The sequence below is a fragment of the Bacillus spizizenii TU-B-10 genome (genome assembly GCF_000227465.1).
Taxonomy (GTDB): Bacteria; Bacillota; Bacilli; order Bacillales; family Bacillaceae; genus Bacillus; species Bacillus spizizenii.
The window spans coordinates 407,450-430,543 of record NC_016047.1 but is presented as its reverse complement, the minus strand read 5'-3'; the positions used below and the strand labels follow the sequence as shown (position 1 = coordinate 430,543).

Sequence of the window (23,094 nt, the reverse complement as noted above, 5' to 3'; positions counted from 1 at the left end):
TTCTCTCCTTACTTTTGGGTAATCGTTCTGAACAGCCTTCTGACAATCGAAGGCTCCTTATAGTCCTGCTGAAACACCATGTCGTCCAGCCAGTGGATATCATACTGATCCTCTTCAATAAACTGCTCAATATCTTGATGGCCGGGAGGGTTATAAATGATGATGTCGATTCCGATTTCATTCAGGAACAGCAGGGAAGCAGCATCCGAACGCGTGAGTCCGCCGCTCATTTCTGTATGATATAAAACGAGTTTCGGAACCGTTTGCGCATAGTCGAACATTTGAATCAATTTCAGCAGATTAGCAGGCAGATTTGTTGTTTGTTTAAACAAGTAGATTTGAACATCCTTGACTTGTTCCTGATGCAAAGCCTTAAGCCGCGGGTGCCTGCACATTCTCGAAATCGTTTTGGCAATGGCAGTCTGAACGCCCGCCGGAAGCTGCTTGTACTGCCACACATTGCTTGCCATCAGCTTGTCCGGATCAATGTTCCCTTCGTGGTCAAGCGCGTGGCTGTAATGAAATTGATAGTTCGATTTTATTTCTTCTGTAAACGGAAAGCTTCTTACCATTTCTGTTTCCTGATAATCTGCTAATGTATGAAGCCTGTTCCAATATTCTTTATTGTCTTTTGACACGCCCATAATTTTGGCGAATACATTGGGAATCTCGATGGAATGTTTATCAGCTTTGAAATTCGGGCGAATAAAGGCGCGCTCTTTCGTGATTAAAAACAATTCATCATAGGTTGTTTTGAGCGTAACAGACACCGGTGTGTGATCTCTGAACTGCCATGGCTTGTACAGCATGGATTCCTCGTGATTCAGCACATGTTCAAATTCCTTTGTTGAGCGGTAGGCGACTGTTGATTTCCGGTCCGGTTTTTCTTTCGGAAACGGCTGAAGCTCCGAAACATCCGGAAGCTTTTCCGTAAAACTGAGCTCCTGCTTCGGATCGACAAGCGCCAGCTGATCGTTTCCCGCCGGATGGAACAGCAGAACATCGCAGCCGACTAACATGAGATAATATAAGAAATAGAGCTGGCTTTTCGTCGCGTCTCCATACCAAACTACCTTTGGCATCTCCCGCTCTATATCGGTTTTTTCCAGCCAAGGATTCAGGTGATTCAACGAAAACTTCGAGACATCAAGCAGCACTCTGCGAAAATCAGGATGATTCAGCCCCTGCTCATGATTATCTGCAAAGGTATGTAAAAGCGTCATCAGCGCTTTTCTTAAATGGCGGTGCATCAAGGGATTCGAGTGCTTCGCAATCAGTTTTTCCCCATCCAGAAAGGCAACAAAGCGGCTGACTGACAGCCCTTTTTCTTTCTGATTGATGGAATGAATATGCTGGAGCTTTTGAAAAGTCTCCGGCTTGATTGTTTTATCAAGCGTTTCACTCAGAATGGTAATGCGATCGTTTATAGACAGCTCATACAGCTCGTTATAGTAGTCCGTTTCATCAATAGGCGTGCCTAATATCTGCCCGGCAAGACGAGAAAAAGAAATGCCTTGTTCTGTTTCATAGTGGTCCCGCTCGGGCAATGGCTGAAACAGCAGGTCTTTCCAATTCCCATCAGCCGGAAGTGCTTTATGAATGGTTAGTTCTTCTTGTCTCATCATATCCTCCTTTCCGGTTTGTCATTGCACGATATTTCTGTAACAAAAAAGGAAGGACATTGAACCTCCCTCCTTGTTTTGTTTTATTCTTCTTTTGAAGCGGCTGTTTGTTCGCGCACCTGCTTTTGTTTGTTGATATAGTGAATGATGAATGTTACCGCAAATGCAGCAATAATGATAATGAAGAATACAGAGTGCGGCATTTCGTAATGGAAAGCGCTCGCTGCCATTTTCAGAGCGATAATTCCGATTAACACGAATGCTGTGTTTTCCAGCTCAGGAATTTTATCAATCAGCACAAGGAATACTTTTGCCACTGTACGCATCATTAGAATACCAAGCATACCGCCGATCAGAAGCACCCATACTTTTTCAGATACCGCAAATGCGGCAAGGATGCTGTCCACAGAGAAGGCAAGATCCATTAATTCAACTGAAATAACAGTCGCCCAGAAGATACCGAACGTGCGGACCATCCAAGAATTTTTCTTCATGCCGTCTGTGTCCTCTTCTTTTTCGCCAATCCAGAAGTGCTTAATGACGAGCCAAGCCAAGTAAAGCGCGCCAAGCACCTTGATCCACCAAAACTTAATGAGGAGCATACCGAGCCCGATGAAAATAAACCTAAAAATATAAGCTCCAAACAAACCATACGTTAACGCTTTTTTCCGCTGTTTTTCCGGCAGGTGTTTGACCATCACCGCAAGAACAAGCGCGTTATCGGCCGATAAAAGGCCTTCCAGAACAACAAGGGAACCGATCAGACCCCATGAAACAGGATCAGAAAGCACTTCCCCCCACATTTTCCAATCGAAAAATGAAGCATACGTAGACATGATATGATGTAAAAAGTCCAAGTTTTTTCCTCCTATTAATTTGAAACGGTGACTTCTCTATTTGTCACTCGCTTACACTTGCAAACCGTAGTTCCGGCACAATGCAGCCAGCCCGCCGGAAAAACCGCTGCCGATCGCATTGAATTTCCATTCGCCGCCGTGTCTGTAAAGCTCACAAACGACAACAGCTGTTTCAATGGAGAAATCTTCTCCCAAGTCGAAGCGAAGAAGCTCATTCTGCGTCTCTTCGTCCACAACACGCACAAACGCATTGGAAACTTGTCCAAAGTTTTGGCTGCGTGCTTCAGCGTCGTGAATGGTCACTGTGATGCCGATTTTCTCAATGTGAGCAGGGATCTTTGAGAAATCAACGATAATCTGCTCATCATCTCCGTCACCCTCACCCGTGCGGTTGTCACCCGTATGGATGACACCGCCGCTCGGATGTTCAAGGTTATTATAGAAGACGAAATCGAGATCATTCACGCAGTTATCATGCGCATCAACTAAAAAGGCTGAAGCATCCAGGTCAAAATCGTGTCCGCCGGAGTACTTGTTTGTATCCCAGCCTAAGCCGATCACCGCTTTTGCGAGTCCCGGATTTGTTTTCGTTAAATCAATGCGCTGTCCTTTTGATAATTGAATGGCCATACTGCCTCTCTCCTTTCTGCTCTTCGTATTTGTCTTAACCGACTTGTAAACCGTAGTCCGTTGCGATGCGGGCAAGGCCGCCTTGGTAGCCTGAGCCGATAGCTGAGAATTTCCACTCGCCGTTATGTCTGTAAAGCTCCCCTGCAATAATTGCCGTTTCAATAGAGAAATCTTCGGCAAGGTCGTAACGGATGAGCTCTTCATTTGTTTCTTCATTTACGATGCGCACGAACGCGTTTGATACTTGTCCGAAGTTTTGGCTGCGTGCTTCAGCGTCGTGAATGGTGATAACAAATGAGATTTTATCAATATTGGCAGGCACTGCGCTGAGATTCACTTTGACATTCTCATCGTCGCCTTCGCCAGCACCAGTCAGGTTATCGCCTGAATGAACGACTGAACCGTTGCCGCCTTCAAGCTGGTTGTAGAAAATAAAATCGTTTGGAGACGCGCATTTGCCTGCTGCGTCTAACAGAAACACACTTGAGTCAAGGTCAAAGTCGTGCCCGCCGTCATACTTATTCGTATCCCAGCCTAAACCGACAACAACCTTTGAAAGACCCGGATTTGTTTTTGTTAAATCTACCTTTTGTCCTTTTGCCAATGAAATTGCCATGTTTCATCCACTCCTTTTCTTTTATACGTACCGGCTGATAATATCTTCTAATCTCGTATCGTTTGTGCCTTCACCAATCGCCGCAAACTTCCACTCGCTGCCGCTGCGGTAGATTTCTGCTGTAATCAGGCTTGTTCTGCCTGCATAATTGTCTCTCAAATTGTATTTGAGCATTTCTTCATGATTAGATTGATCGACTACACGGATAAACGCATTTTGAATCATGCCGAAATCTTGTTTTCTTCTGACACAATCATAAATATTTACAACAAATACAAGCTTATCGATGTTTGCAGGCACTTTTCCCAAATCTATCATAATTTGCTCGTCATCGCCCGCACCATCGCCTGTCAGGTTGTCGCCTGTGTGCTTTACACTGCCGCAGCGGCTTTTCAGGTTGCCGAAATAAATTATATTTTTCTTATCGGTGAATTTTCCGTTTTCCAGCATCAGCACTGAAGCGTCACAGTCTATATTCGGACCGCCTCCGCCAAGCAGTTTGCTGAAGAATCCTCCGCCTGAGGACACCGGGTCCCAGCCGAGACCGACCATCAATTTTGACAGACCGGCTTTTCCTTTTGTTAAATCAATTCGCTGACCTTTTTCTAAAGAAATTGCCACACGATTCACTCCTACTCATCGAAATGTGAAGATAGTCACATTTATTTTTACGCTCACAAGGAAAATAAGCCGTAAATTATTAATATATACGTTTGTTATTATATCAAAGTTTCGTAAAAGTTAAGAATAATTGACGAAAATCCTCGAAAAAAAACTTCCATATTTGATATATGTTTTGCAAATGCTATGAAGTACGCATCTTAAACAAACCATTTGACGTGAGCGAGTCATTTTGCCTATTCTTGTGTCACATTCTAAAAACAGACAGAAAGGAAGCGGCCTTTTGATTCATTTAAGCATACTTGACCAGGCACCTGTTTCTAAAGGAGAAAGCCCTGTGGCAACTCTTCAGCATTCGGTTGAGCTTGCCCAATTAAGCGAACAGTGGGGATATAAGCGTTATTGGTTTGCCGAACATCACAGCACGAAAGGACTGGCAAGCACAGCGCCTGAAATCATGATCGCTCACATCGCAGCACACACGAGCACGATTCGTGTCGGGTCAGGCGGTGTGCTGCTGCCCCAGTACAGCCCGTTTAAGGTAGCAGAAACCTTTCGCCAGCTTGAAGCACTGTATCCGAACCGGATTGACCTCGGCGTCGGGCGTTCTCCCGGCGGCACGACAAAAACCCGTCTTGCGCTAACAGACGGGGTAAAAAAGAGCTTAACCGAATTTAACAGACAGCTGCAGGATGTCTCTTATTTTCTCACAGATTCGCTTCCTCCCGGGCATCCGTATGCCGGAATCAAAGCGGCGCCCCTAATTGACACTGTACCGGAGCTATGGGTGCTCGGTCTCGGTGAAAACAGCGCAAGACGCGCGGCGCATCAGGGCATTGGATATGTATTTGGGCATTTCATTAATCCTGAGCGAGGAGAAAATGCATTTCGCGTTTACCGGGAAAGCTTTCGGCCATCAGCTCATTTCTCGTCTGCGACGGCACTGTTTACGATTTTTGTCATTTGCGCAAAAACAGATGAAGAGGCAGAAGAGCTCGCCCTAAGCCAGGATTTATGGCTTCTTCGTGTCGGAAAAGGCTTGGACAGCCGAGTGCCGAGCATCGAGGAGGCAAAAGCGCATCCCTACACAGAGTCCGATAAAAAACTTATAGAAGAGAACAGAAAGCGGATGGTGATCGGTTCTCCAAACACTGTCAAACAGCAGCTTTTAGAGCTGACAGACCGCTATGAAACAAATGAAATCATGGTTCTATGCAATGTGTTTGATTTTGAGGCGAAAAAGGAATCATATGAGCGTCTTGCCGGGATGTTTCTATAAAAAAAGCAGTTTTCCCTATGGAAAACTGCTTTTCATGTTACCGGCGCCCTTTTTTACGCAGGGCTTCTTTTTTGATAAATGTCCAAACTCCCTGAACTGCAAATCCGATCAAAAGCAGAACGATCAAAAGCAGGGTAATGGACGGCCCTGGCGGCGTTCCGAGCTGATAGGACGATGTCAGCCCCATAAATACGCTGAATAACGAAATGAGTATGGCTGTAATAAATACCATGTTAAAACTTTTGCAATTCTGATAGCGAATGCTGCCGGCAATACGAGCAGGGCTGATACAAGAAGAACTCCGATGATCGGGATAATAACTGAGATCGCAAGGCCTGTGACGATACTGAAGGACATCGACAGGAAGTTTGTATTGATTCCTGATGTTTTTGCTGTTGCTTCATCAAACGTCAGCAGGTAGAGCGGTCTTTTCAGTACGATAAAGTAAAGCAGGATCAGCAATGTAATGATGCCAATAATATACACCTGCTGCTGATTTACTGTCACGAGCGATCCAAAAAGGTATTGATCGATGCTCATATTGGCGGTGCCTTTTGAAAAGCTGATTAAAAACATCGCGAAGGACAAACCAGCCGCCATTAAGATGGCAATGGACACCTCTGAATACGTCCGATATGCCCGCCGCATGTATTCAATCCCAATTGCGCCGACGGTCACGACGACTATGCTCGCCGCGGTAATATTGGTGCTGAGGAAAAAGCCGATGGCAACACCTGACAATGAAATATGTGAAAGTGTGTCAGCCATTAAGGCCTGTCTTCTGAGAACGAGATACACTCCTAGTATCGGAGCCATGATGGCAATCATGCCGCCTGCTAGAAAAGCTCGTCGCATGAATTCCAAGTCAAACATTTCCATCCGCCTTTTTCTCCTCTCTCTAATCGAATCACTTTATCTAAAAATTGCTGTACTTCATTTTGTTCATGAGTGACCATCACAACTGTTCGGTTGTGATTTTTCACGAGGTGATGCATAAATTCGTAAAATCCTTTTCTGCTGTCGTGGTCAACGGCTGTTGTCGGTTCGTCCAGCATTAAGAGATCCGGGTTGCTGGCAAGCATTCTGGCGATACAGATTTTCTGCTTCTGTCCGCCTGATAAATCGCCGATTTTCCGGTAGCGGAGCTCCCACATTTCCACCATTTTCAGCGCTTTTTCCACTTCAAGATGATCTTCTTCATTTAAACGTTTAAACCATTTCCCTTTTGTGTAGCGGCCTGACTGAACAAGCTCCAGCACCGTGCTCGGAAAGCCGGCATTAAATGAAGAAATTTGCTGCGGAACGTACCCTATCGTCAGGCGTTTTCCTTCTGTATTCCTTTTACTGATCGTCACCGTGCCTTCCCACGGTTTCAGCATGCCGAGCATTACTTTCATGAGCGTCGATTTAGAGGCCCCGTTTGGTCCTGTGATGCCGACAAACTCACCGCTTTCAATATCAAGTGATACTTTATCCAACACAGGCGTGTGGGAATAGCCGAAAACGATATCTTTCAATGAGACGAGATTCATGTCAATCTTCCTTTCTCACAAAGAAATAGTGTGCACCCTCCGGCGCACACTATCTTATGATTTATCCAATAGTGAATCTTTCAGGGCATCGAGGTTTTGTTTCATAATGTCGATATACCCTAAGCCTTTATCTTGTTCTTCTTTGCTTAAGCCTTCCAGTGTATCGAGCACTTCTGTCTTCGCGCCGATTTCATTGGCAAGCGTTTCTGCGACCTTTGAGGATGCAATTTCTTCAAAGTAAATCACTTTTACGTTATGTTCTTTGGCATATGTTTTCAGCTTTGCCAAGTCGGCTGCGCTTGGCTCTTGGTTAGGAGAAATCCCTGCAATCGGAACCTGAGTCAGGCCGTATTCTTTTGCCAAATAGCCAAAAGCTGTATGCTGCGTGATGAATTCTTTCTTCGCCGCTTTTTTTACGGTTGTACGATATAGTTTATCAAGATCCTGCAGTTTTGCAATATATTCTGCACTATTTTTCTCGTAGTATTCTTTATTATCCGGGTCCTGCTTTACGATTTGGGCCGTTATATTTTTAACTTCCTTTTGCGCCAGAACAGGGCTGAGCCATACGTGAGGGTCCATTTCATGGCTGTGCTCATGCTCCCCATGCTCATGCTCCTCGTGCTCTCCGTGCTCCTCATGTTCTTCTTCAGAGCCTTTCATTAAATCAATGCCTTTGCTCGCATTGACGAAAACGGCATGCCCTTGGCCCATGCTTTTTTCAGTTGACGGAACCCACGTCTCCATGTATTCACTATTATAAACGAACAAATCAGCATCCTGAATGTTGGCAATGTCTTTCGGCGTCGGTTCCCAATCATGCGGTTCAACGGAAGATGGGATTAACAGATCCACATCGCCTTTGTCTTTTACAATTTGTTTTGTAAATTCATACATCGGGTAGAACGTTGTGACAACATGCAGTTTATCACTCTTTGAGTCCGCCGACCCTTTTGTTGATGAGTTGCCGCATGCTGCAACCAATAAAAAGCATGCTGCAATCACAAACAAGCCGCTCCATTTTTTAAACATATCTTATATCCCCTCTTTTTCAGTAACTTTAAATCAAAATGATAACGATTTTGTAATCCTATATCATAATAAACCGAAGTCATTACGTTTTGCAAGAGTAATTTTCATTTTGATGTTATTCTTCCCGTCTATGGCGCGAATATATGTACTTAAAAACCCGGCTGAAAATGCCGGGCTGAGTCATTTGATTGAATTGTCCAGAAGATACACCCTGCTCTCATAAGGCTGAAACACCATTTCATCAGCAAGGTCACCGTTGTTTTTATAATTGCTGAGAAGCAGGGATGCCTGAGCCTTGCCACAGTTCTTAGGCCACCTGAAAACAGCTTGCTCTTTTGAAAAGTTATTCACCGACAAAAGCTGTTGTTTACCATTTTCTCTCACGTACACAAACAGCTGCGGATCATCCGGAAGCAAAAGTTCATAGCTTCCTTTGATGAGATCAGCGTACTGCTTTCTCAGGCTGATCAGCTTTTTATAATAGGTTAGGATCGAATCAGGGTCTGTCTGTGCCTCTTCCACATTGATGGCCGTGAAGTTCGGGTTGACCTTCAACCAAGGCGTGCCGTCAGTAAATCCGGCATTTTTGCCGTTGCTCCACTGCATCGGCGTCCGGGCATGATCCCGGCTTTTGGCTAAGATCGATCTCATCACGTCTTCTGGATCATAGCCTTTTTCAAATACCCGTTTATGATACATATTGATCGTTTGGATATCTTTGTAGTCCTCAATCCGGGTAAACGGCGCGTTTGTCATCCCGATTTCTTCTCCCTGATAAATATATGGCGTTCCCTTCATGAGATAAAGAACGGTGGCCAGCATTTTCGCAGATGCTTTGCGGTATTCCCCATCGTCTCCGAACCTGGACACAATCCGGGGCTGGTCGTGGTTACACCAATACAATGTATTCCACCCTTGATGTTCCAGCTGCTTTTGCCATGATGTCAAAACCGATTTTAAATCAGAAAGCTCAAGGGGCTTTACATCCCAATGTTCTTTTCCCGGCTGCTGGTCAAGCTCCATATGCTGAAAGTGAAAAATCATATTCAGCTCATGCTTATCGGTTCCCGTATACTTTAGCCCTTCCTCCGGTGTAACAGAGCCAACCTCTCCGACAGACATCACATCGTACCGGGAAAATACTTCATCTGTCATTTCTTTTAAATAGTCATGAATTCGTTCGCCATTTGGCTGGAAAGGCTTCGGCTCTGCCTGCTGATTGATATAGTCCTCATACGAAGGAAGATATTCTTTCTTAGAAATGAGATGGAGCTGATCAATGCGCAAGCCGTCTACCCCTTTATCGAGCCAAAACCTCATCATGTCAAACACTGCTTGGCGCACCTCAGGATGTTCCCAATTTAAATCAGCTTGTTTGACGGCATTCATGTGGAGATAATATTCTCCCGTGTGCTCCTCGTATTGCCAGACCGGGCATCCGTAGTCAGACACCCAGTCCGTCGGAGGGCCGTTCTTTGTGCCGGGGCGCCAAAAGTAATAGCTGCGGTATTTGCTGTTTTTGTCCAGCTCCGCTTCTTTAAACCACGGATGTTCGACCGAGGTGTGATTTAACACAAAATCCATCACCAGCTTTAATCCGCGCTGATGCACCTCGTCAAGCAGCTCGTGAAAATCATCCATCGTTCCGTATGAATCCATAATCATCTTATGGTCCGTCACATCATAGCCGTAATCAACATTCGGAGAAGGATAAATCGGGCAAATCCAAATCACATCTGCCCCGAGCTCCTTTATGTAATCAAGGCGGGAAATGATCCCCCGCAGGTCTCCCATTCCATCTCCATTGCTGTCCTGAAAGCTTCTCGGATAAATTTGATACACCACCGCATCCTTCCACCAGTCTGTTTTCATCCCGCAATCCCCCTGTTTAGTGTTCTATTCAAGCTGAGATGGATAAAGTGTCATTCCGCCGTCGATGAATAGTGTTGTGCCGGTCACATAGCTCGCTTCCTCAGATACGAGCCAAGCCGCTGCTGCTGCCACTTCTTCCGGCTTTCCGAAAGCTTTCATCGGGATTTTCTTCAATTGTTTTTGTTTGTTCTCTTCCTTTTTCGTATCAACATTTGATTCTGTTGCAATGGTGCCGGGCGCTATCGCGTTGACACGGATTCCCTTATCCGCATAGTTGAGCGCCAGCGTTTCTGTCATCATCTTGATGCCGCCTTTGGACGTGGAATACTGGACGTTGACGGGGCGCGGGATCTGCTGGTGAACGCTAGAGATATTCAGCACATTGCCTTTGATGTTGTTTTTCATCATGTGGTTAAGCGCTGCTTTGGCTCCCATAAAGGTTCCGGTGACGTTGACATCAATGACTCTCTGCCAATCTTCTAGACTCATCTCATGCGGCATGGCTTCCGTGCCGTTAAAGCCGGAGTTGTTCACCATGACATCGAGCGTGCCAAAATGCTCTAAAGCGGTGTCCAAGAGCGCCTGAATCCCTGCTTCTTTGGACACATCCGCCTCAACTGCGACAGCTTTCCCTCCGTTACGCTTAATGATGTCCACAGTTTCATCGGCTCCAGATGGATCGCTGTGGTAATTCACAACAACATTCATTTTCTCCTGTCCAAATCGTTCCGCAATGGCTTTCCCGATTCCTTTTGAAGAACCTGTCACAATCGCTGTTTTTCCGGTTAAATCTTTATACATAAACGATATCCTCCTCTGATTTTCCATTATGCAGTGGAAAATACCCTATTTTTTCGGGTTGAAAACAGCATAAAAAAAAGCAGAGAACCGATTATGTTCTCTGCCACCACCTATTGAAAACGCTGCTCAGCAAGCTTCTTTTTAATATTCATCAGCCTGCGGTAAAAGAAAGCGGCGGACTCGTAACGTTCCTGCTGATTGAAACGTTCCGCTGTATCATGCAACAGATCCTCAGCATCTGCAAGAAGCTGGCGGGATTCCAGCAGATCAAAGCATTCTTTAAGCACACTCCGGTCGCCGCTTCCAAGATACAGCTCATGAATGAGGCGGAATTTCGTCAAATACATGTCATCTTCCCATTCAGCGGCGCTCTTTACCCCGCGGCCATACGTCTCTGCCGCTTTGTCGTATTTTCCCTCTTTACAGTAGATATGGGTCAGTGAAAAAACGGCTTGAACGGCCTGCTGAAAATTGTGCTCCTCAAAAATGGCGGCGGCTGTTTTGAAATAGCCCTCCGCTTCACTGTAATCGCCCAGACTGTACTTACAGTGTCCGACATTATAATGGGCAGCGGCGATCATGTACGCTTCTTCAAGCTGCCTGGCATGATCTAAGGCGCTGCACAAGTGTGTCAGCGCTTTTTCATGATGATAAACATCGGTCAAGTTTCCGGCGATGATAAATTCACACTGCACGCGGCGGCGCCCGTACAATTCATATTTCGTATAGATATCAAGCGCCTGGCTCGCATAATTCATTGAAAAATACGTTTGTTTGATGTGATAATACACTTCTGCAACCTTAAAAAGAAACTCAGCTTTTTCGATCTCATCCTCGACATACTCGAGCTTTTCCTCGGCATGTTTATAATGGTCAATCGCTAATATGAAATTTTTCTGCTTAAATTCGTACATCCCTCTGAAATAATAAAAGTAGTATTCCAATAAGCCTGTGAGTTTTTGCTGATTGCTTTCAATTTCGTTCAGCATATCTGAGAACGGAGGCTTGGTGTCGCTGTCTTTCACCGGCATCAGCTTATCAAGCATGATACGATGACGGAATTCCATCAAAGAAAAATATAAAAGCAAGTCCTGATTTTCTTCCATGTCTTCTAAATCGTATTCGATCTCCTGCTTTAACGCTTCTGCTTGATCTGCTTCAAATGCGCGAATGAGCTTGTACCATTCGTTTAGTTTTACTGCCACTTCCTCAGATGGAATCTTTGCTCTCATCGGTCTGCCTCCTTCCTCCTGCTACTATTTATGTTATATTTTATCATAGCTGTTCGCTTTTAGAGAGAGTCAATCGTATAAGCGTTAACATTTAGCACATCATGAGAAAGTGAGACCGATATGAAATTATCCGCAAAAACATCTGTTATCTTATGTATTCTGTTTCTTCTTGATCTGTGTTTTAGTTATATACGGCACGAATGGCATTCTCAAAATGCCCTGCAGGATATGCCTGTCCCTTCGGATCTTCATCCGGTTGTGAAGCAGAATGCCGATGCCCTCAAGGCCGCAGCAGCGAATAAAGGCATTACCGTCGTCATTACAGAAGGATTCCGGTCCTTTAAGGAACAAGACGAATTATATAAACAGGGACGTACAAAAAAAGGGAATATTGTCACCTATGCAAGAGGAGGGGAATCGTATCATAACTATGGTTTAGCTATTGATTTCGCCCTTCAAAAAAAGGATGGCAGCATCATATGGGATATGGAATATGACGGCAATCAAAACGGAAAATCAGATTGGCTGGAGGTTGTCGAGATCGCTAAGAAACTCGGCTTTGAGTGGGGCGGGGACTGGAAACGATTCAAGGACTACCCCCACTTGGAGATGATTCCTGACTAGACACCCTCACAGCCTTTTCTTTTTCCTTATGTGCGCATCAATATAGGAAGGATAAACCGGCTTATAGACAAGTTTGTAATGCTGATCGCTGCCTGCTGTAAAATCAGGCTGCCACTCCAGCTTCACATCAAATGCGGCCAAAAACGTTTCTTTCGCTTCTTCAGCTGAAACATCCGGCCTGTGATTGATTGTTTCCAATCGTTCTGGATCAATATCCGGCGCCATAAAAGCGTCAATCATTCCCGTTTCCGGATTGACAATGATGCGGGCAGCGCCGAACCGCAGCGGCACTCCTTTATACCAGACAGAAAAATGATTGCGGACCCTCCCTCTTTCATCAATTCGGACGGGATTCGCTCTGAAAAACTCAGCTGCTCTCGGATAGAGGGCATACAAAAATTGAAGCGCTATCCTTTGGCATTCTTCCGTTGAGCATTGGCGGTTGTTCCGCTGGTCCATAAAAGAAAGCGCTGCTTTTAATTTTCCGGTTTTTTTATCCGTCTTCATTTTGATTGTGTTTTTATTTCTCGTTTCAAAATAACTTCCAATGCTTAAATCTTTACGCTCCGGCGCAGTGCCTTTTCGCCACGTGCTTCCTATTTCTTCTCCAAAGTCCTTTTCACTGACTTTCTGCATATCAGAGGTGAGGCCCAGCATGGCATATATATTGATTTCTTTCGTGTTTTGAAGCGGCGGCAGGGGCGCCCCGTTTTCTATTCTTTCATCTGCGATATGCTGGTCAGGCACGATTTCGTCTACATCCGCGGGGTAGCTGTATCCCGGCAAAATCGGTTCATATACAAGCCTGGGTGCCTGTTCGCCATCAATGACATCGTACATCAGCTGCAAAGACATTGTATTTAAGTAATGGGACACAACCCTCTCTTTTGCTACAAATTCCTTTGGAACTTCGGCTTTATGCCCTTCTCCGTAATATAAGAAATGGACAATCTGTCCGCTGCGTGTCATATCAATTAAAAAGCCTGAATTGGAAAGCGGAAGCCCCAGTTCCATTTTGGTATAGATAAAACGGATATGCTGTCCCCGTTCTTCCTTACCTTGAAAGTGAAATTTCATAAATGTGCCGGGATGATTGGCAGCAGCAAACTGAAGAGCCATCAGCTTCAACTCGGCATCTGGAAGTTTTTTGTCTGTCTCGGAGCGGACGGTTGTTGAAAAGGTGAGCAAAGCACCGTCATGTCGGAGTTCAACTGTAATGTGCTTTTCCGGATCTTCAGGGTCCTTCCAGATGAAGTATGCCTGCCCCTTCTTCTTTTGCTTTTGGTCGTAATCTTCTATCTCAAGCTCATAATGCGGAGGTACATTCCCGATCTCTTGCGCCTTCTTTTTCAGCTGTTTATTAACCAATGAAGTCATCCTTTCAAAGAGTCTACGACAAAGAGAATCCTGTTTATTATATAAAAAGACCTTTCTTCATTTAAAGTGAAGAAAGGTCCTTTTCTATTATTGTCGTTGTTTTCTGATATTCTTCCTGTTACTTTCATCACATCTCACCTTATATATCCGCGGCATTTGTGTGACTTTTGGCTATCTTACCATGAACTGAAAACGGGCTCTCCTGTATGGGCTTCGATAAAACGCGGATACACCGGCTTATATACGAGCCGGTAGCTCTGTTCTTCATCATCGCGGTATTCTCTCTCCCAACCAAGCTCAACTTTAAAATGCTGCCAAAAGATAGACTTGGCTTGTTCTGCTGAAATGGCCGGAACGGGATGAATGGCTTCCAGCTCCTTCGGGTCAATATCCGGTGCCATATAAACGGTAATGTGCCCTGTCTGGCGGCTGACGCAGATTCTGATCTGCCCAAACCGGAGCGGAACCCCGTGACAATGAGCTTCAAATGTAAAACCAGCGACTGCGTTTTCTTCTTCATCGGGTTCATCATATTTGATCTTAAAATATTGATCGGCATTCGGGAATAAAGCAAACAGAAAACGAAGCGCAATTTTTTCGCACTCTGCCTCAGTTACTGTCAACGGCTCTTTTTTCTCCATAAATGACATGACGCCTTCGAGTTTTCCGGTTTCTTTGTTATGAATGGTTTTCAGCACTTGATGAACCCGTCCTCTAAACCAGCTGTCCATGCTTTTATCCGCCGGCTGATACACGGGATCAGCCGGATTCCGCCAAACGGTCCTTATTCTCCCGTCTCCCAAATCCGTTTCCCGCTCCTTGACAAACCCTTTTTCGATTCCGATCATACTGCCAAGATCAGCCTTTTCGTGAATCCCTTCGAATAAAGGGAGAGGAAAGCTTTCCGGCTCCCTGTCATCGTCATCATCAAATGCTTGTTCTTCTTTCACTAAATCGGCAGGCACGGTAACAGCCCTACATTCAGGCTCATACACCAAGTGCGGCTGATCGTCCCCGTTTTTGTAAACAGAACGATGGAGAACCTCAAACAAAAGGTTGAACTCCACGTCCTTCTTGATGAAGGCAAATGCCTCTTCATAATCCGCGACCCTCATTGGCTTAATGATGCTGCCCGCTTTGCCGTAATAGCGAAAGTAAATGATCTCACCTGATAAGGAAACTTCAGCCATAAATCCGCTCATGGGAAGAGGAAGCCCGGCTTCTATTTGAACATATGAAAATCTCACTTTATCGTCGTATGTACGGTCATTTTCTTCACGCACAAAGACAGACAGCGCCCCGGGAAAATGAGTCTCTACAAATTGGCGCATGATATCCTCTAATTTCTCCTCAGACAGCCTTTCTCCGCTTTCAGGCTCAATATCTCGGGAAAGAGATTTCAGCTGTCCATCCGGCCCAAGTTCCACGATAATGCCGATGTGTTCATCCTGAGGATCTGTCCAAATAAAATGTGCGCTTTTCTCATCATCGCCATAATCTTCAATTTCCAGTTTTAAGTGTGTCGGCACCCGGCCGATTTCCAGTGCTTTTTGTTTCAGTTCCTTTTTCTTCACCAAGGTGGCCCCTTTCATCGTTCTTATGTCCCCTTCAACTAATCAAAAAGTAGTAGTCTAAAATACACAAATTTCTGAGTTTACCAGTTTTTCCAGAACATTTTTCACCAAAAATAGTATGATGAACCTATTCAATATAAAAGCTAATAATCTTAAAATTAAATCCGTTGTAACTTTTTATAGGTCCATTCATGACAAAGAAGGGCGGAGTTTCCAGAAAATCCGGTGAAAACCGTGAGAAAAGAACTGATTTTTTTGGTTATATGATGCTAATCCATTCAAAAAGATCTATTTCTCAAAGACAAAAGACTCCCCTTTCCTAAACCATTTGAGGAGGAAAAATGAATGTTTCAGAAAAAAACGTACGCTGTTTTCCTAATTCTTCTGCTGATGATGTTTACAGCTGCTTGTTCCGGAAGCAAAACAAGCGCGGAGAAGAAAAATTCAGAAACAGAAAAAAGCTCAGATATAGCTCAAGTCAAAATCAAGGATGTCTCTTATACACTGCCGTCCAAATATGATAAATCCACTTCAGATGACCAGCTTGTGTTAAAAGTCAATGTCGCTGTGAAAAACACAGGAAAAGAACCGCTGAATGTAGACAGTATGGATTTCACTTTGTATCAAGATGATACTAAGATGTCTGACACAGATCCCGAGGATTATAACGAAAAGCTGCGCAGCAGCACGATTAACGCTGACAAATCGGTTGAAGGTAGCCTCTTCTATGTTGTAGATAAAGGCGAGAAATACGAGCTTAACTATACGCCGGAATCTTACGGTGATAAAAAGCCAAAATCAGTTACTTTCAAAATTGACGGAAAAGACAAAAAGATCCTTGCGACAGCAGACCAGCTCCAAGACTCTGCAAAAGCATTATCAGCTTATGTTGATGTCCTTCTTTTCGGTAAAGACAACGCTGATTTCGAAAAAATCACCGGGGACAACAAAAATAAAATTGTAAGTGATTTCAACGAATCAGCGAAAGACGGCTATCTCTCAGCTTCGGGCCTTTCCAGCACATATGCCGACAGCAAAGCGCTTGATAATATCGTGAACGGCATTAAAGAGGGATTAAGCAAAAACTCTTCCATCCAGGCGAAAACAACTTCGATCTCAAAAGACGAAGCAATTGTTGAAGCCACAATTAAACCGGTAGATGCATCTTCACTCTCAGACCGAATCGAAGACAGAGTGAAAGACTACTACAGCAAAAATTCTGGCGCCAGCTATGAGGATGCTGTGAAATATGCGCTTCAAGTCTATCCTGAAGAATTCAAGAAGCTCGGACCAGCTTCATCTGAAAAAACGGTTGAAGTGAAAATGAAGAAAAATGACATCGACCAATGGCAGCTTGATATGGACGATTACAGAGCAGCAGAATTAGTCGAAGCATTCATCAAAGAATAAAACACCAAAAGGAAATAGCCTCCAAGCTATTTCCTTTTTTATGTGAAGATTCCGCTGATGAAGTTCACTTCATCTTCGGTTAATTCAATGTTCAAGGTTTTCAGGTTATCTTTCAATTGTTCAGGACGTTTAGCGCCTGGAATGATAGCGTCTATCGCCGGTCTTGTTAACAGCCACGCCAAGGCGACATGTGCCGTCTCCGCTTGTTTTTCCTCCGCTACCGCTTTCAGCTTATCTACTTTTTTGAGATTGTGAATAAACGCTTCTCCCTGAAATTGCGGCTTATCCTTTCTGAAGTCATCAAAGGCCGTGTCTTTCGTGAATTTTCCTGTCAGCAGCCCGGACGCGAGCGGAAAATAAGGAATAAAGGAAATGCCGTGTTTTTCACAGTACGGAAGCAGCTCCTTCTCGGCATCACGCTGAATGAGAGAGTATTCAGCTTGGAAGACCTCCAAATAACCGTCGGCATTAAATTCCTGCAATTGCTGATAATCGAGGTTCGAAGCGCCGATCGCTTTGATTTTACCCTCATCCTTCAGCTCCTTCAGTGTGCCCGCCACTTCAGCGAGAGGCGTTTTCCCATCCGGGAAATGAACATAATACAAATCAATGTAATCTGTTTTCAGCCGCTTCAGGCTCTTTTCCACCTCGCCGCGAAGAAACTCCCGGCTGTTGTCTAATTCAATGCTGCCGTTCACTTCTTTATGAGCCCCTTTGGTGGCAATAATGAGCTCATTCCGCACGCCTCGTTCTTGCACAACTTCGCCGATTAATTCCTCAGAACGCCCCAGTCCGTATATAAAGGCGGTATCAATAAAGTTCACGCCGCCATCCAATGCCGTCCGCACCAAATCTTTCCCTGTTTCATCATTCAGATTCGGAAATAGATTATGCCCGCCGACCGCATTCGCGCCGAACCCGATCCGCTTCACCTGCAGCTTCGTCTTGCCAAGTGTACGTGTTTGATCCATTGTTCCTTCTCCTTTGAAACCAATTTTGATGAAAAATAGTGCAGGGTCACTTTCTGTATTAGATATCCTTTTTCTATTTTCCTTCTTTTTTCAGGATATACAAAAAGGAGAAAGTGTATTTCTCCTTTTGCAAGTTTATTTTGGCAGGACCCATTTGTCTTTCAAAAAACAGGCTCTGGCCAGTAAAAAGAAAATGGCGATGAGCACGGCGATGGTTCCTGACGTGTACAAAATGGCAGCCGGCTCAACCATCCCGAATAAAAGCTGTTTAAATAACGCATGCAGGTTCAAAAACGGGATGAGAAAGTACGACAAGTCAAATTGATTCGGTGCCTTGCTGAGGATGAAAAACATCGGGAGCATAGGCAGAAAGACGATGAAAGACATATAACTTTGCGCTTCTTTTACCGAGCTGGAAATAATGCTGATGAAAAGCTCCATCGCAGAGATCAGCAATGCAGAAAGCACGATGATTAAGGCTGAAGCGCCGATTACACTCCACATATGATCTCCCAGCTGGAAGGCCGTTTTTAAATTCTCGGTAAATAACACGGTGGACAAAATCAAAAACACCAAAGCCAATACACCCGAAGCAACTCCAAAAGTAGAAACCGCAAGCCACTTGCCGACCAGCACTTTGTTTCTGCTGACTGGCGTCAACAGCAGCGCCTCGATTGATTTCCGGTCCTTTTCCCCGGCCATGATATCAAGAGCAATCGGCATTGCGCCGGAAACAATGGATGTCAGAATCAGCATGGGCAGAATGGCAGAAAGCATAATAGCGGAGGCCCCTTTCTCCTCAGCCGCTTCCTTTTGCTGAATCGTAAACGGCTGGATTACCGATTGATCAATGTGCTTATTTGTTAAACGTTCCTGCACAATTTTATTTTTGTACTGATCTAAGGCAGACTGCACAAGCTGCATGGCATTTGACGACCCTTGATCGATTGAATTGCCGTAAACATCAACCTTAAAAGGTGTCATGCTGTTGACATATGAGTCGAACTCTTTCGGGACGTTCAGATAGGCATCTGCTTTTCCTTCATCAACTGCCTCTTCAGGCTTTGCAAATGTTTTTACGCTGATTTCGTCAATCCCATTAAGCTTGCTTTCCAGTGCGGGCGGCAGCGAATGGCCGACTGCCAGCGTGTACTGCTCCCCTTTGTCGGACAGCATGCTTTCATAAAAGAATACAAGCCCAAGCATCATAATCATCGGCACTAAGATTGTGAGTAATATCGTTTTTCTGTCTCGCAAAGCGTCGATCATTTCTTTTTTATAAATATGGCTCAGCATTTAAGAAATCCCCCTGACAAGCTTAGACATAAAGATGTAATTCAAATCCTCACTGCGCTCGCTCTCGTATAGTGATTCAAGCGCCCCTCGGTAAATCACCTCTCCGCTGTGAATCATGATGACACTGTCACAGAGCGCCTGCACTTCCTCCATAATGTGGCTGGAGAAAAGAATCGTTTTTTGTTCTCTTTTCAGCTGCTGGATGAATTCGCGGAAGATGTTGCTTGACGTAATATCAAGCCCAGTTGTCGGCTCATCAAATAAAATGATGTCCGGATCGTGAATCAGCGCTCTGGCAATGGCGACTTTCTGCCTCATGCCTTTCGAAAACCCGCCCACTCTCCGGTTCATATAATCGCGCATTCCGAACCGTTTCGATAAATCTTCTATTCTTGCTTTGATCTCGTGGCGGTTTAGCCCATACAGCCGGCCGAAATATTGCAGATTTTCTTTAGCGGTCATCCTGTCGTAAAGCCCGGTTTCTCCTCCGAATAAGACACCGATTCTTTTTTTGACCTCAGCCGGCTGCTTGACCGTGTCAAAGCCGGCAACTCTGATTGCGCCCTCTGACGGTTCAAGCAAGGCAGCAATCATTCTAAGCATCGTGGTTTTGCCGGCACCATTTTCTCCGAGAATGCCGACGACTTCTCCTTTTTGAATTGTTAAGCTTACATCTCGCACCGCTTTGACTACTTTTTTCTTATCATGAAACCTGCGGCTGCAATCGGTCAGTGTAATCATGTCATAATCTCCCTTTTCGTTATTTCTAGTAATGACTATATACGAAATGCTGGATTTGTTGGATAAAGTTGTCGCGAAGAGTTCTTTTTATGTCGCGAAATGGGATAGAATAAAGATGATTCTATGTAACTAGGGGAATGATAATGGTAAAAGTCGGACTTGTCGATGATTATCGAGTAGATTTAGAGAAATTGGAAGCGATCGTGTCCAGAATGCAGGATGTCGAAATTGTCTTTTCCACCGATTCAGCGGAGGAAGCCTACAGCCGGGTGAAGAACGGTGACATTGATCTGCTGCTTGCCGATATCGAGATGCCTCATATGTCTGGTTACGAGCTTGCTGATTTGATCAGATCCCATTCGCTTGATGTGGACGTGATTTTCGTCACCGGCAACGGCGGATATGCCGTTCACGCCTTTGACCTGAATGTCCATGATTATATTATGAAGCCGTACCATGCCGACCGGCTGAACGCTTCCTTCGACCGTTATTTGAAAAAGAAAACGGAAACGAGTTTGAATGGGCGGATATTGATTAAGCAAAAATCTGAAATGCACGTGCTGCAAAAGAAGGATATCATTTTCGCAGAACGGACGGGACGTTCGACGACGATTGTGACAACCGACGAAGAGGTGCAGACGTATCAAACATTAAATGATATTAAAGGCGACCTGCCTGAGAAGGATTTTCTCCGTTCGCACCGTTCCTTTATTATCAACATTCATTACATAAAGCATTTTTCCGCTTATACAAAGCATTCGTTTACGGTTTCCTTTGAGGGAACGCCTAAAAAAGCGATGATCACCAAGCAGCAGCTTGATTTTTTTCAAAACTACTATTTTTGAGGAGTTCGGAACGTGATTACCCTTTTTCAATGTCTTTGTCTGTTTTTATTTAGTTTCATATTTTATCAGGGGGCTGCTGCTCTTTGGCACAGTACAGCTGTCTCTTTGCTGGCCGCTGCTTTAGGCGCGGCAGCAGCAGGGCTGTACCTATGGAAAACGAAGCGGGTGTGGGACCGCTGTTCCCTCCAGCTTTGTACATGGATTGCCGTGATTCAAGTGATATCAGCGGCGGCGGTGCTGGTTGGCTCTGACATACTGCCGGCATTGTTTGCGATCTTGATATTTGCAGCGTGTGAACGGCTCCGTATCGGACAGTCTGCCTTGCAGGCAAGGCTCTCTGATCAAATTGATAAGCTGGCTCAAGCTGAACAGCACGCCAATCGAATGCTGATGGACGTTAGAAGCCGGAATCACGATACAATGAAGCATATAACAGCGATCCATTCAGCACAGTCAAAGGCAGATACACAAGCATATATTCAAAACTGGGCGGATCAGTACAGTCAATATGACCGTTTTTTGAAGGGAGAGAATGCGTACGTTGCAGGAGTGCTTTATGATTTTCTTGAAAAAGCACATACTTCAGGTGTGAAGGTTTCGCTGCATATGCATACACCGCTTTCTTCACTTCCGTTTTCACCCGCTGATCAGGTCAGCTTGGTCGGCAACATATTAGAAAATGCGCTCGACAGCGCGGCTGAGGCCCGAGAAAAAGCGGAGATTAAGCTGGAAACTTCGCTGCGCAGCGGGCTTTATGTGCTGATTTGTGAAAACAGCACGCCCGGCATGGACCCAAAAGTGCTCGATACACTGTATCAATCGTTTGGCCGTTCAACAAAAAGCGGCGCTCATGAAGGCATGGGCACGTATATTATTCAAAAACTGGTGAAGAGCGCTTTTGGGAGGCTGGATTTTACCTACCGCGACCCCGTCTTCCGGTTAGAAATCAAAATTCCATTTCAGAAATAAAAAAACCTTGAAAAGCCCGGCTTTTCAAGGTTTTTTTCATTATGAGGATAGTGCTTGTGCAAAACGATCTGCTTCGTCTTGCAGCGTGCTTTCAATTTCTTTGTAACGGCTGGAAATCGTTGATGCGCTTACGCCGTATTTTTTCGCCAGTTTGGCTTGAGAAACGGACGCGCCGTTAAGAGAAATCGCATTCACATAATATTCAACTGCCGCCGCAAAAGCTTCCGGCTTTCTGATGACAGGTGATTTTTTCTCACAGAATGTTTTCCAGATGTCAATGACAGCCGGAATCAATTCAGTCGGATACTCATCTCCGCTCATGCCTTCTTCGATAGCCGCAGCTGTTTCTTTCTCCATGTCGTTTGCCCACTCAATACTGCTTTCTTCCGCTGCCTCTGCTTGCGGCTCTTCATCTTTCTCCGCTAACAGCGCGAACAGAACGTTGTTGAATTCCTGCTTCATGAAGTCTTCCGGCGTTTTGCCATTCTTCACAGCGGCATCCGCATATTTCTTCACTTTGCTGATCAGCGCTTCCGTTCTCTTCACCGGGAAGATCGTGAACTGCATGAAGAATTCTGCTTTTTCTGCTTCGTGGATTGGATATCCGAGAATCAGGCTTCCCACTGGCGGGAGGTCTTGATTGTTGGCGTCCATTTCCACTTCGAATTGTTTTGTCGTAATGACATCCTCAAAGTGAATGACACCTTCCTTCAGGTCTTGCAGCAACAATAAAGCAGGCGTCATGCTCTTCCATGATTCAACGATCTCACGCGTTTTCGGACGAGTGATCGAATCGCCTTTTTTCTGAAGGTACTCTTCGAAGATTGTCTTTTCACCAGCAAGCGGATGGAAGAAGATTCCCCAGATCCCTAAGTTAAATACGCTGATGTCTTTCGTCTGTCTGTCCATAGCAGAAAGAAAATCATGCTGGTTGATAAAGCCTGAAATGCTTTCTCTATGTACTGTGAAGGCATACTCCACTAAGTCTTCCTGAATTTGTTTTGCTTCTTTTGCCGCTAGTTCTGTCGGGAAGTCGACAACTTTGCTTCCGCAGCATTTTTTATATTTCTTGCCGCTGCCGCATGGGCAAGGGGCATTTCGTTTCACTTTTCCCACAATAAACCCTCCGAATTCTGTTGTAACTTTTCTATTTTAACAAAAATAACTTCTGAGGGCTTGGTTTCGGGCTAAAA

General features: G+C 44.9%; 22 protein-coding genes and 1 pseudogene. 6 read left to right on the top strand and 17 right to left on the bottom strand.

What is annotated here, in order from left to right; genetic code table 11:
* Window positions 1-8: 8 nt before the first annotated feature.
* The 5 genes from GYO_RS24020 to GYO_RS24000 form a co-directional block, all read right to left on the bottom strand.
* Window positions 9-1,622 (bottom strand): YceG family protein, encoded by a 1,614-nt coding sequence (locus GYO_RS24020; RefSeq protein ID WP_014112563.1) that lies wholly within the window; start codon window positions 1,620-1,622, stop codon window positions 9-11.
* 83 nt (window positions 1,623-1,705) lie between these two features.
* On the bottom strand, window positions 1,706-2,479 hold the full coding sequence (locus tag GYO_RS24015; RefSeq protein WP_014112562.1) for a TerC family protein: 774 nt from the start codon (window positions 2,477-2,479) through the stop codon (window positions 1,706-1,708).
* Window positions 2,480-2,530: 51 nt separating this feature from the next.
* Window positions 2,531-3,109 carry a TerD family protein gene (locus tag GYO_RS24010; RefSeq protein ID WP_014112561.1) on the bottom strand — a complete coding sequence of 193 codons (579 nt, stop codon included), beginning with the start codon at window positions 3,107-3,109 and terminating at the stop codon, window positions 2,531-2,533.
* 34 nt (window positions 3,110-3,143) lie between these two features.
* A complete protein-coding gene (locus tag GYO_RS24005; protein WP_014112560.1) occupies window positions 3,144-3,725 on the bottom strand; it encodes a TerD family protein in 582 nt (193 codons plus the stop codon).
* A 21-nt stretch (window positions 3,726-3,746) separates the two neighbouring features.
* Complete coding sequence (locus tag GYO_RS24000; RefSeq protein ID WP_014112559.1) at window positions 3,747-4,346, bottom strand: TerD family protein; 600 nt, start codon at window positions 4,344-4,346, stop codon at window positions 3,747-3,749.
* A gap of 283 nt (window positions 4,347-4,629) precedes the next feature.
* Here GYO_RS24000 and GYO_RS23995 point away from each other — a divergent pair, with 283 nt between their 5' ends.
* Window positions 4,630-5,625 carry an LLM class flavin-dependent oxidoreductase gene (locus tag GYO_RS23995; RefSeq protein ID WP_041520851.1) on the top strand — a complete coding sequence of 332 codons (996 nt, stop codon included), beginning with the start codon at window positions 4,630-4,632 and terminating at the stop codon, window positions 5,623-5,625.
* Window positions 5,626-5,662: 37 nt separating this feature from the next.
* Here the strand turns inward: GYO_RS23995 and GYO_RS23990 are convergent.
* From GYO_RS23990 to rapJ, 6 genes and pseudogenes are all read right to left on the bottom strand, one after another.
* Window positions 5,663-6,441: pseudogene (locus GYO_RS23990) on the bottom strand (metal ABC transporter permease).
* Between the two features lie 20 nt (window positions 6,442-6,461).
* Complete coding sequence (gene znuC, locus GYO_RS23985; protein WP_014112557.1) at window positions 6,462-7,157, bottom strand: zinc ABC transporter ATP-binding protein ZnuC; 696 nt, start codon at window positions 7,155-7,157, stop codon at window positions 6,462-6,464.
* 54 nt (window positions 7,158-7,211) lie between these two features.
* Complete coding sequence (locus tag GYO_RS23980; RefSeq protein ID WP_014112556.1) at window positions 7,212-8,189, bottom strand: metal ABC transporter substrate-binding protein; 978 nt, start codon at window positions 8,187-8,189, stop codon at window positions 7,212-7,214.
* A 180-nt stretch (window positions 8,190-8,369) separates the two neighbouring features.
* Window positions 8,370-10,061 carry a glycoside hydrolase family 13 protein gene (locus GYO_RS23975; RefSeq protein ID WP_014112555.1) on the bottom strand — a complete coding sequence of 564 codons (1,692 nt, stop codon included), beginning with the start codon at window positions 10,059-10,061 and terminating at the stop codon, window positions 8,370-8,372.
* Window positions 10,062-10,085: 24 nt separating this feature from the next.
* Window positions 10,086-10,862 (bottom strand): SDR family oxidoreductase, encoded by a 777-nt coding sequence (locus tag GYO_RS23970; protein WP_014112554.1) that lies wholly within the window; start codon window positions 10,860-10,862, stop codon window positions 10,086-10,088.
* Between the two features lie 110 nt (window positions 10,863-10,972).
* Window positions 10,973-12,094 carry a response regulator aspartate phosphatase RapJ gene (gene rapJ, locus GYO_RS23965; protein WP_014112553.1) on the bottom strand — a complete coding sequence of 374 codons (1,122 nt, stop codon included), beginning with the start codon at window positions 12,092-12,094 and terminating at the stop codon, window positions 10,973-10,975.
* Between the two features lie 120 nt (window positions 12,095-12,214).
* On the opposite strand from rapJ, the gene cwlK reads away from it, so the two are divergent.
* Window positions 12,215-12,718: a peptidoglycan L-alanyl-D-glutamate endopeptidase CwlK gene (gene cwlK, locus GYO_RS23960; protein ID WP_014112552.1), complete on the top strand. Its 504-nt coding sequence runs from the start codon at window positions 12,215-12,217 to the stop codon at window positions 12,716-12,718.
* A 6-nt stretch (window positions 12,719-12,724) separates the two neighbouring features.
* Here the strand turns inward: cwlK and GYO_RS23955 are convergent, their stop codons facing one another.
* Both GYO_RS23955 and GYO_RS23950 read right to left on the bottom strand, forming a co-directional pair.
* Entirely contained in the window at window positions 12,725-14,086 is a 1,362-nt protein-coding gene (locus GYO_RS23955; protein WP_014112551.1) for a YcdB/YcdC domain-containing protein, read from the bottom strand.
* Between the two features lie 185 nt (window positions 14,087-14,271).
* Window positions 14,272-15,687 (bottom strand): YcdB/YcdC domain-containing protein, encoded by a 1,416-nt coding sequence (locus GYO_RS23950; RefSeq protein ID WP_014112549.1) that lies wholly within the window; start codon window positions 15,685-15,687, stop codon window positions 14,272-14,274.
* Between the two features lie 173 nt (window positions 15,688-15,860).
* Here GYO_RS23950 and GYO_RS43655 point away from each other — a divergent pair, with 173 nt between their 5' ends.
* A complete protein-coding gene (locus GYO_RS43655) occupies window positions 15,861-15,992 on the top strand; it encodes a hypothetical protein (RefSeq protein WP_133058580.1) in 132 nt (43 codons plus the stop codon).
* Window positions 15,993-16,014: 22 nt separating this feature from the next.
* Window positions 16,015-17,079, top strand: coding sequence for a DUF4352 domain-containing protein (locus GYO_RS23945; protein WP_014112548.1), 1,065 nt, complete (start codon window positions 16,015-16,017; stop codon window positions 17,077-17,079).
* A 38-nt stretch (window positions 17,080-17,117) separates the two neighbouring features.
* Here GYO_RS23945 and GYO_RS23940 read toward each other — a convergent pair whose 3' ends face one another.
* From GYO_RS23940 to natA, 3 genes are all read right to left on the bottom strand, one after another.
* Window positions 17,118-18,050, bottom strand: coding sequence for an aldo/keto reductase (locus GYO_RS23940; RefSeq protein ID WP_014112547.1), 933 nt, complete (start codon window positions 18,048-18,050; stop codon window positions 17,118-17,120).
* Between the two features lie 135 nt (window positions 18,051-18,185).
* A complete protein-coding gene (gene natB, locus GYO_RS23935) occupies window positions 18,186-19,346 on the bottom strand; it encodes a sodium ABC transporter permease NatB (protein ID WP_014112546.1) in 1,161 nt (386 codons plus the stop codon).
* Complete coding sequence (natA, locus tag GYO_RS23930) at window positions 19,347-20,087, bottom strand: sodium ABC transporter ATP-binding protein NatA (protein ID WP_014112545.1); 741 nt, start codon at window positions 20,085-20,087, stop codon at window positions 19,347-19,349.
* A 143-nt stretch (window positions 20,088-20,230) separates the two neighbouring features.
* Here natA and natR point away from each other — a divergent pair, with 143 nt between their 5' ends.
* Together natR and natK are read left to right on the top strand one after the other, a co-directional pair.
* On the top strand, window positions 20,231-20,932 hold the full coding sequence (natR, locus tag GYO_RS23925) for a two-component system response regulator NatR (RefSeq protein WP_014112544.1): 702 nt from the start codon (window positions 20,231-20,233) through the stop codon (window positions 20,930-20,932).
* A gap of 12 nt (window positions 20,933-20,944) precedes the next feature.
* The gene (gene natK / locus GYO_RS23920; protein WP_014112543.1) at window positions 20,945-21,901 is read left to right on the top strand and encodes a two-component system sensor histidine kinase NatK; all 957 of its coding nucleotides are present in this window, start codon (window positions 20,945-20,947) and stop codon (window positions 21,899-21,901) included.
* 39 nt (window positions 21,902-21,940) lie between these two features.
* Here the strand turns inward: natK and GYO_RS23915 are convergent, their stop codons facing one another.
* Window positions 21,941-23,017: a helix-turn-helix domain-containing protein gene (locus GYO_RS23915; protein ID WP_014112542.1), complete on the bottom strand. Its 1,077-nt coding sequence runs from the start codon at window positions 23,015-23,017 to the stop codon at window positions 21,941-21,943.
* Between the last annotated feature and the right edge of the window lie 77 nt (window positions 23,018-23,094).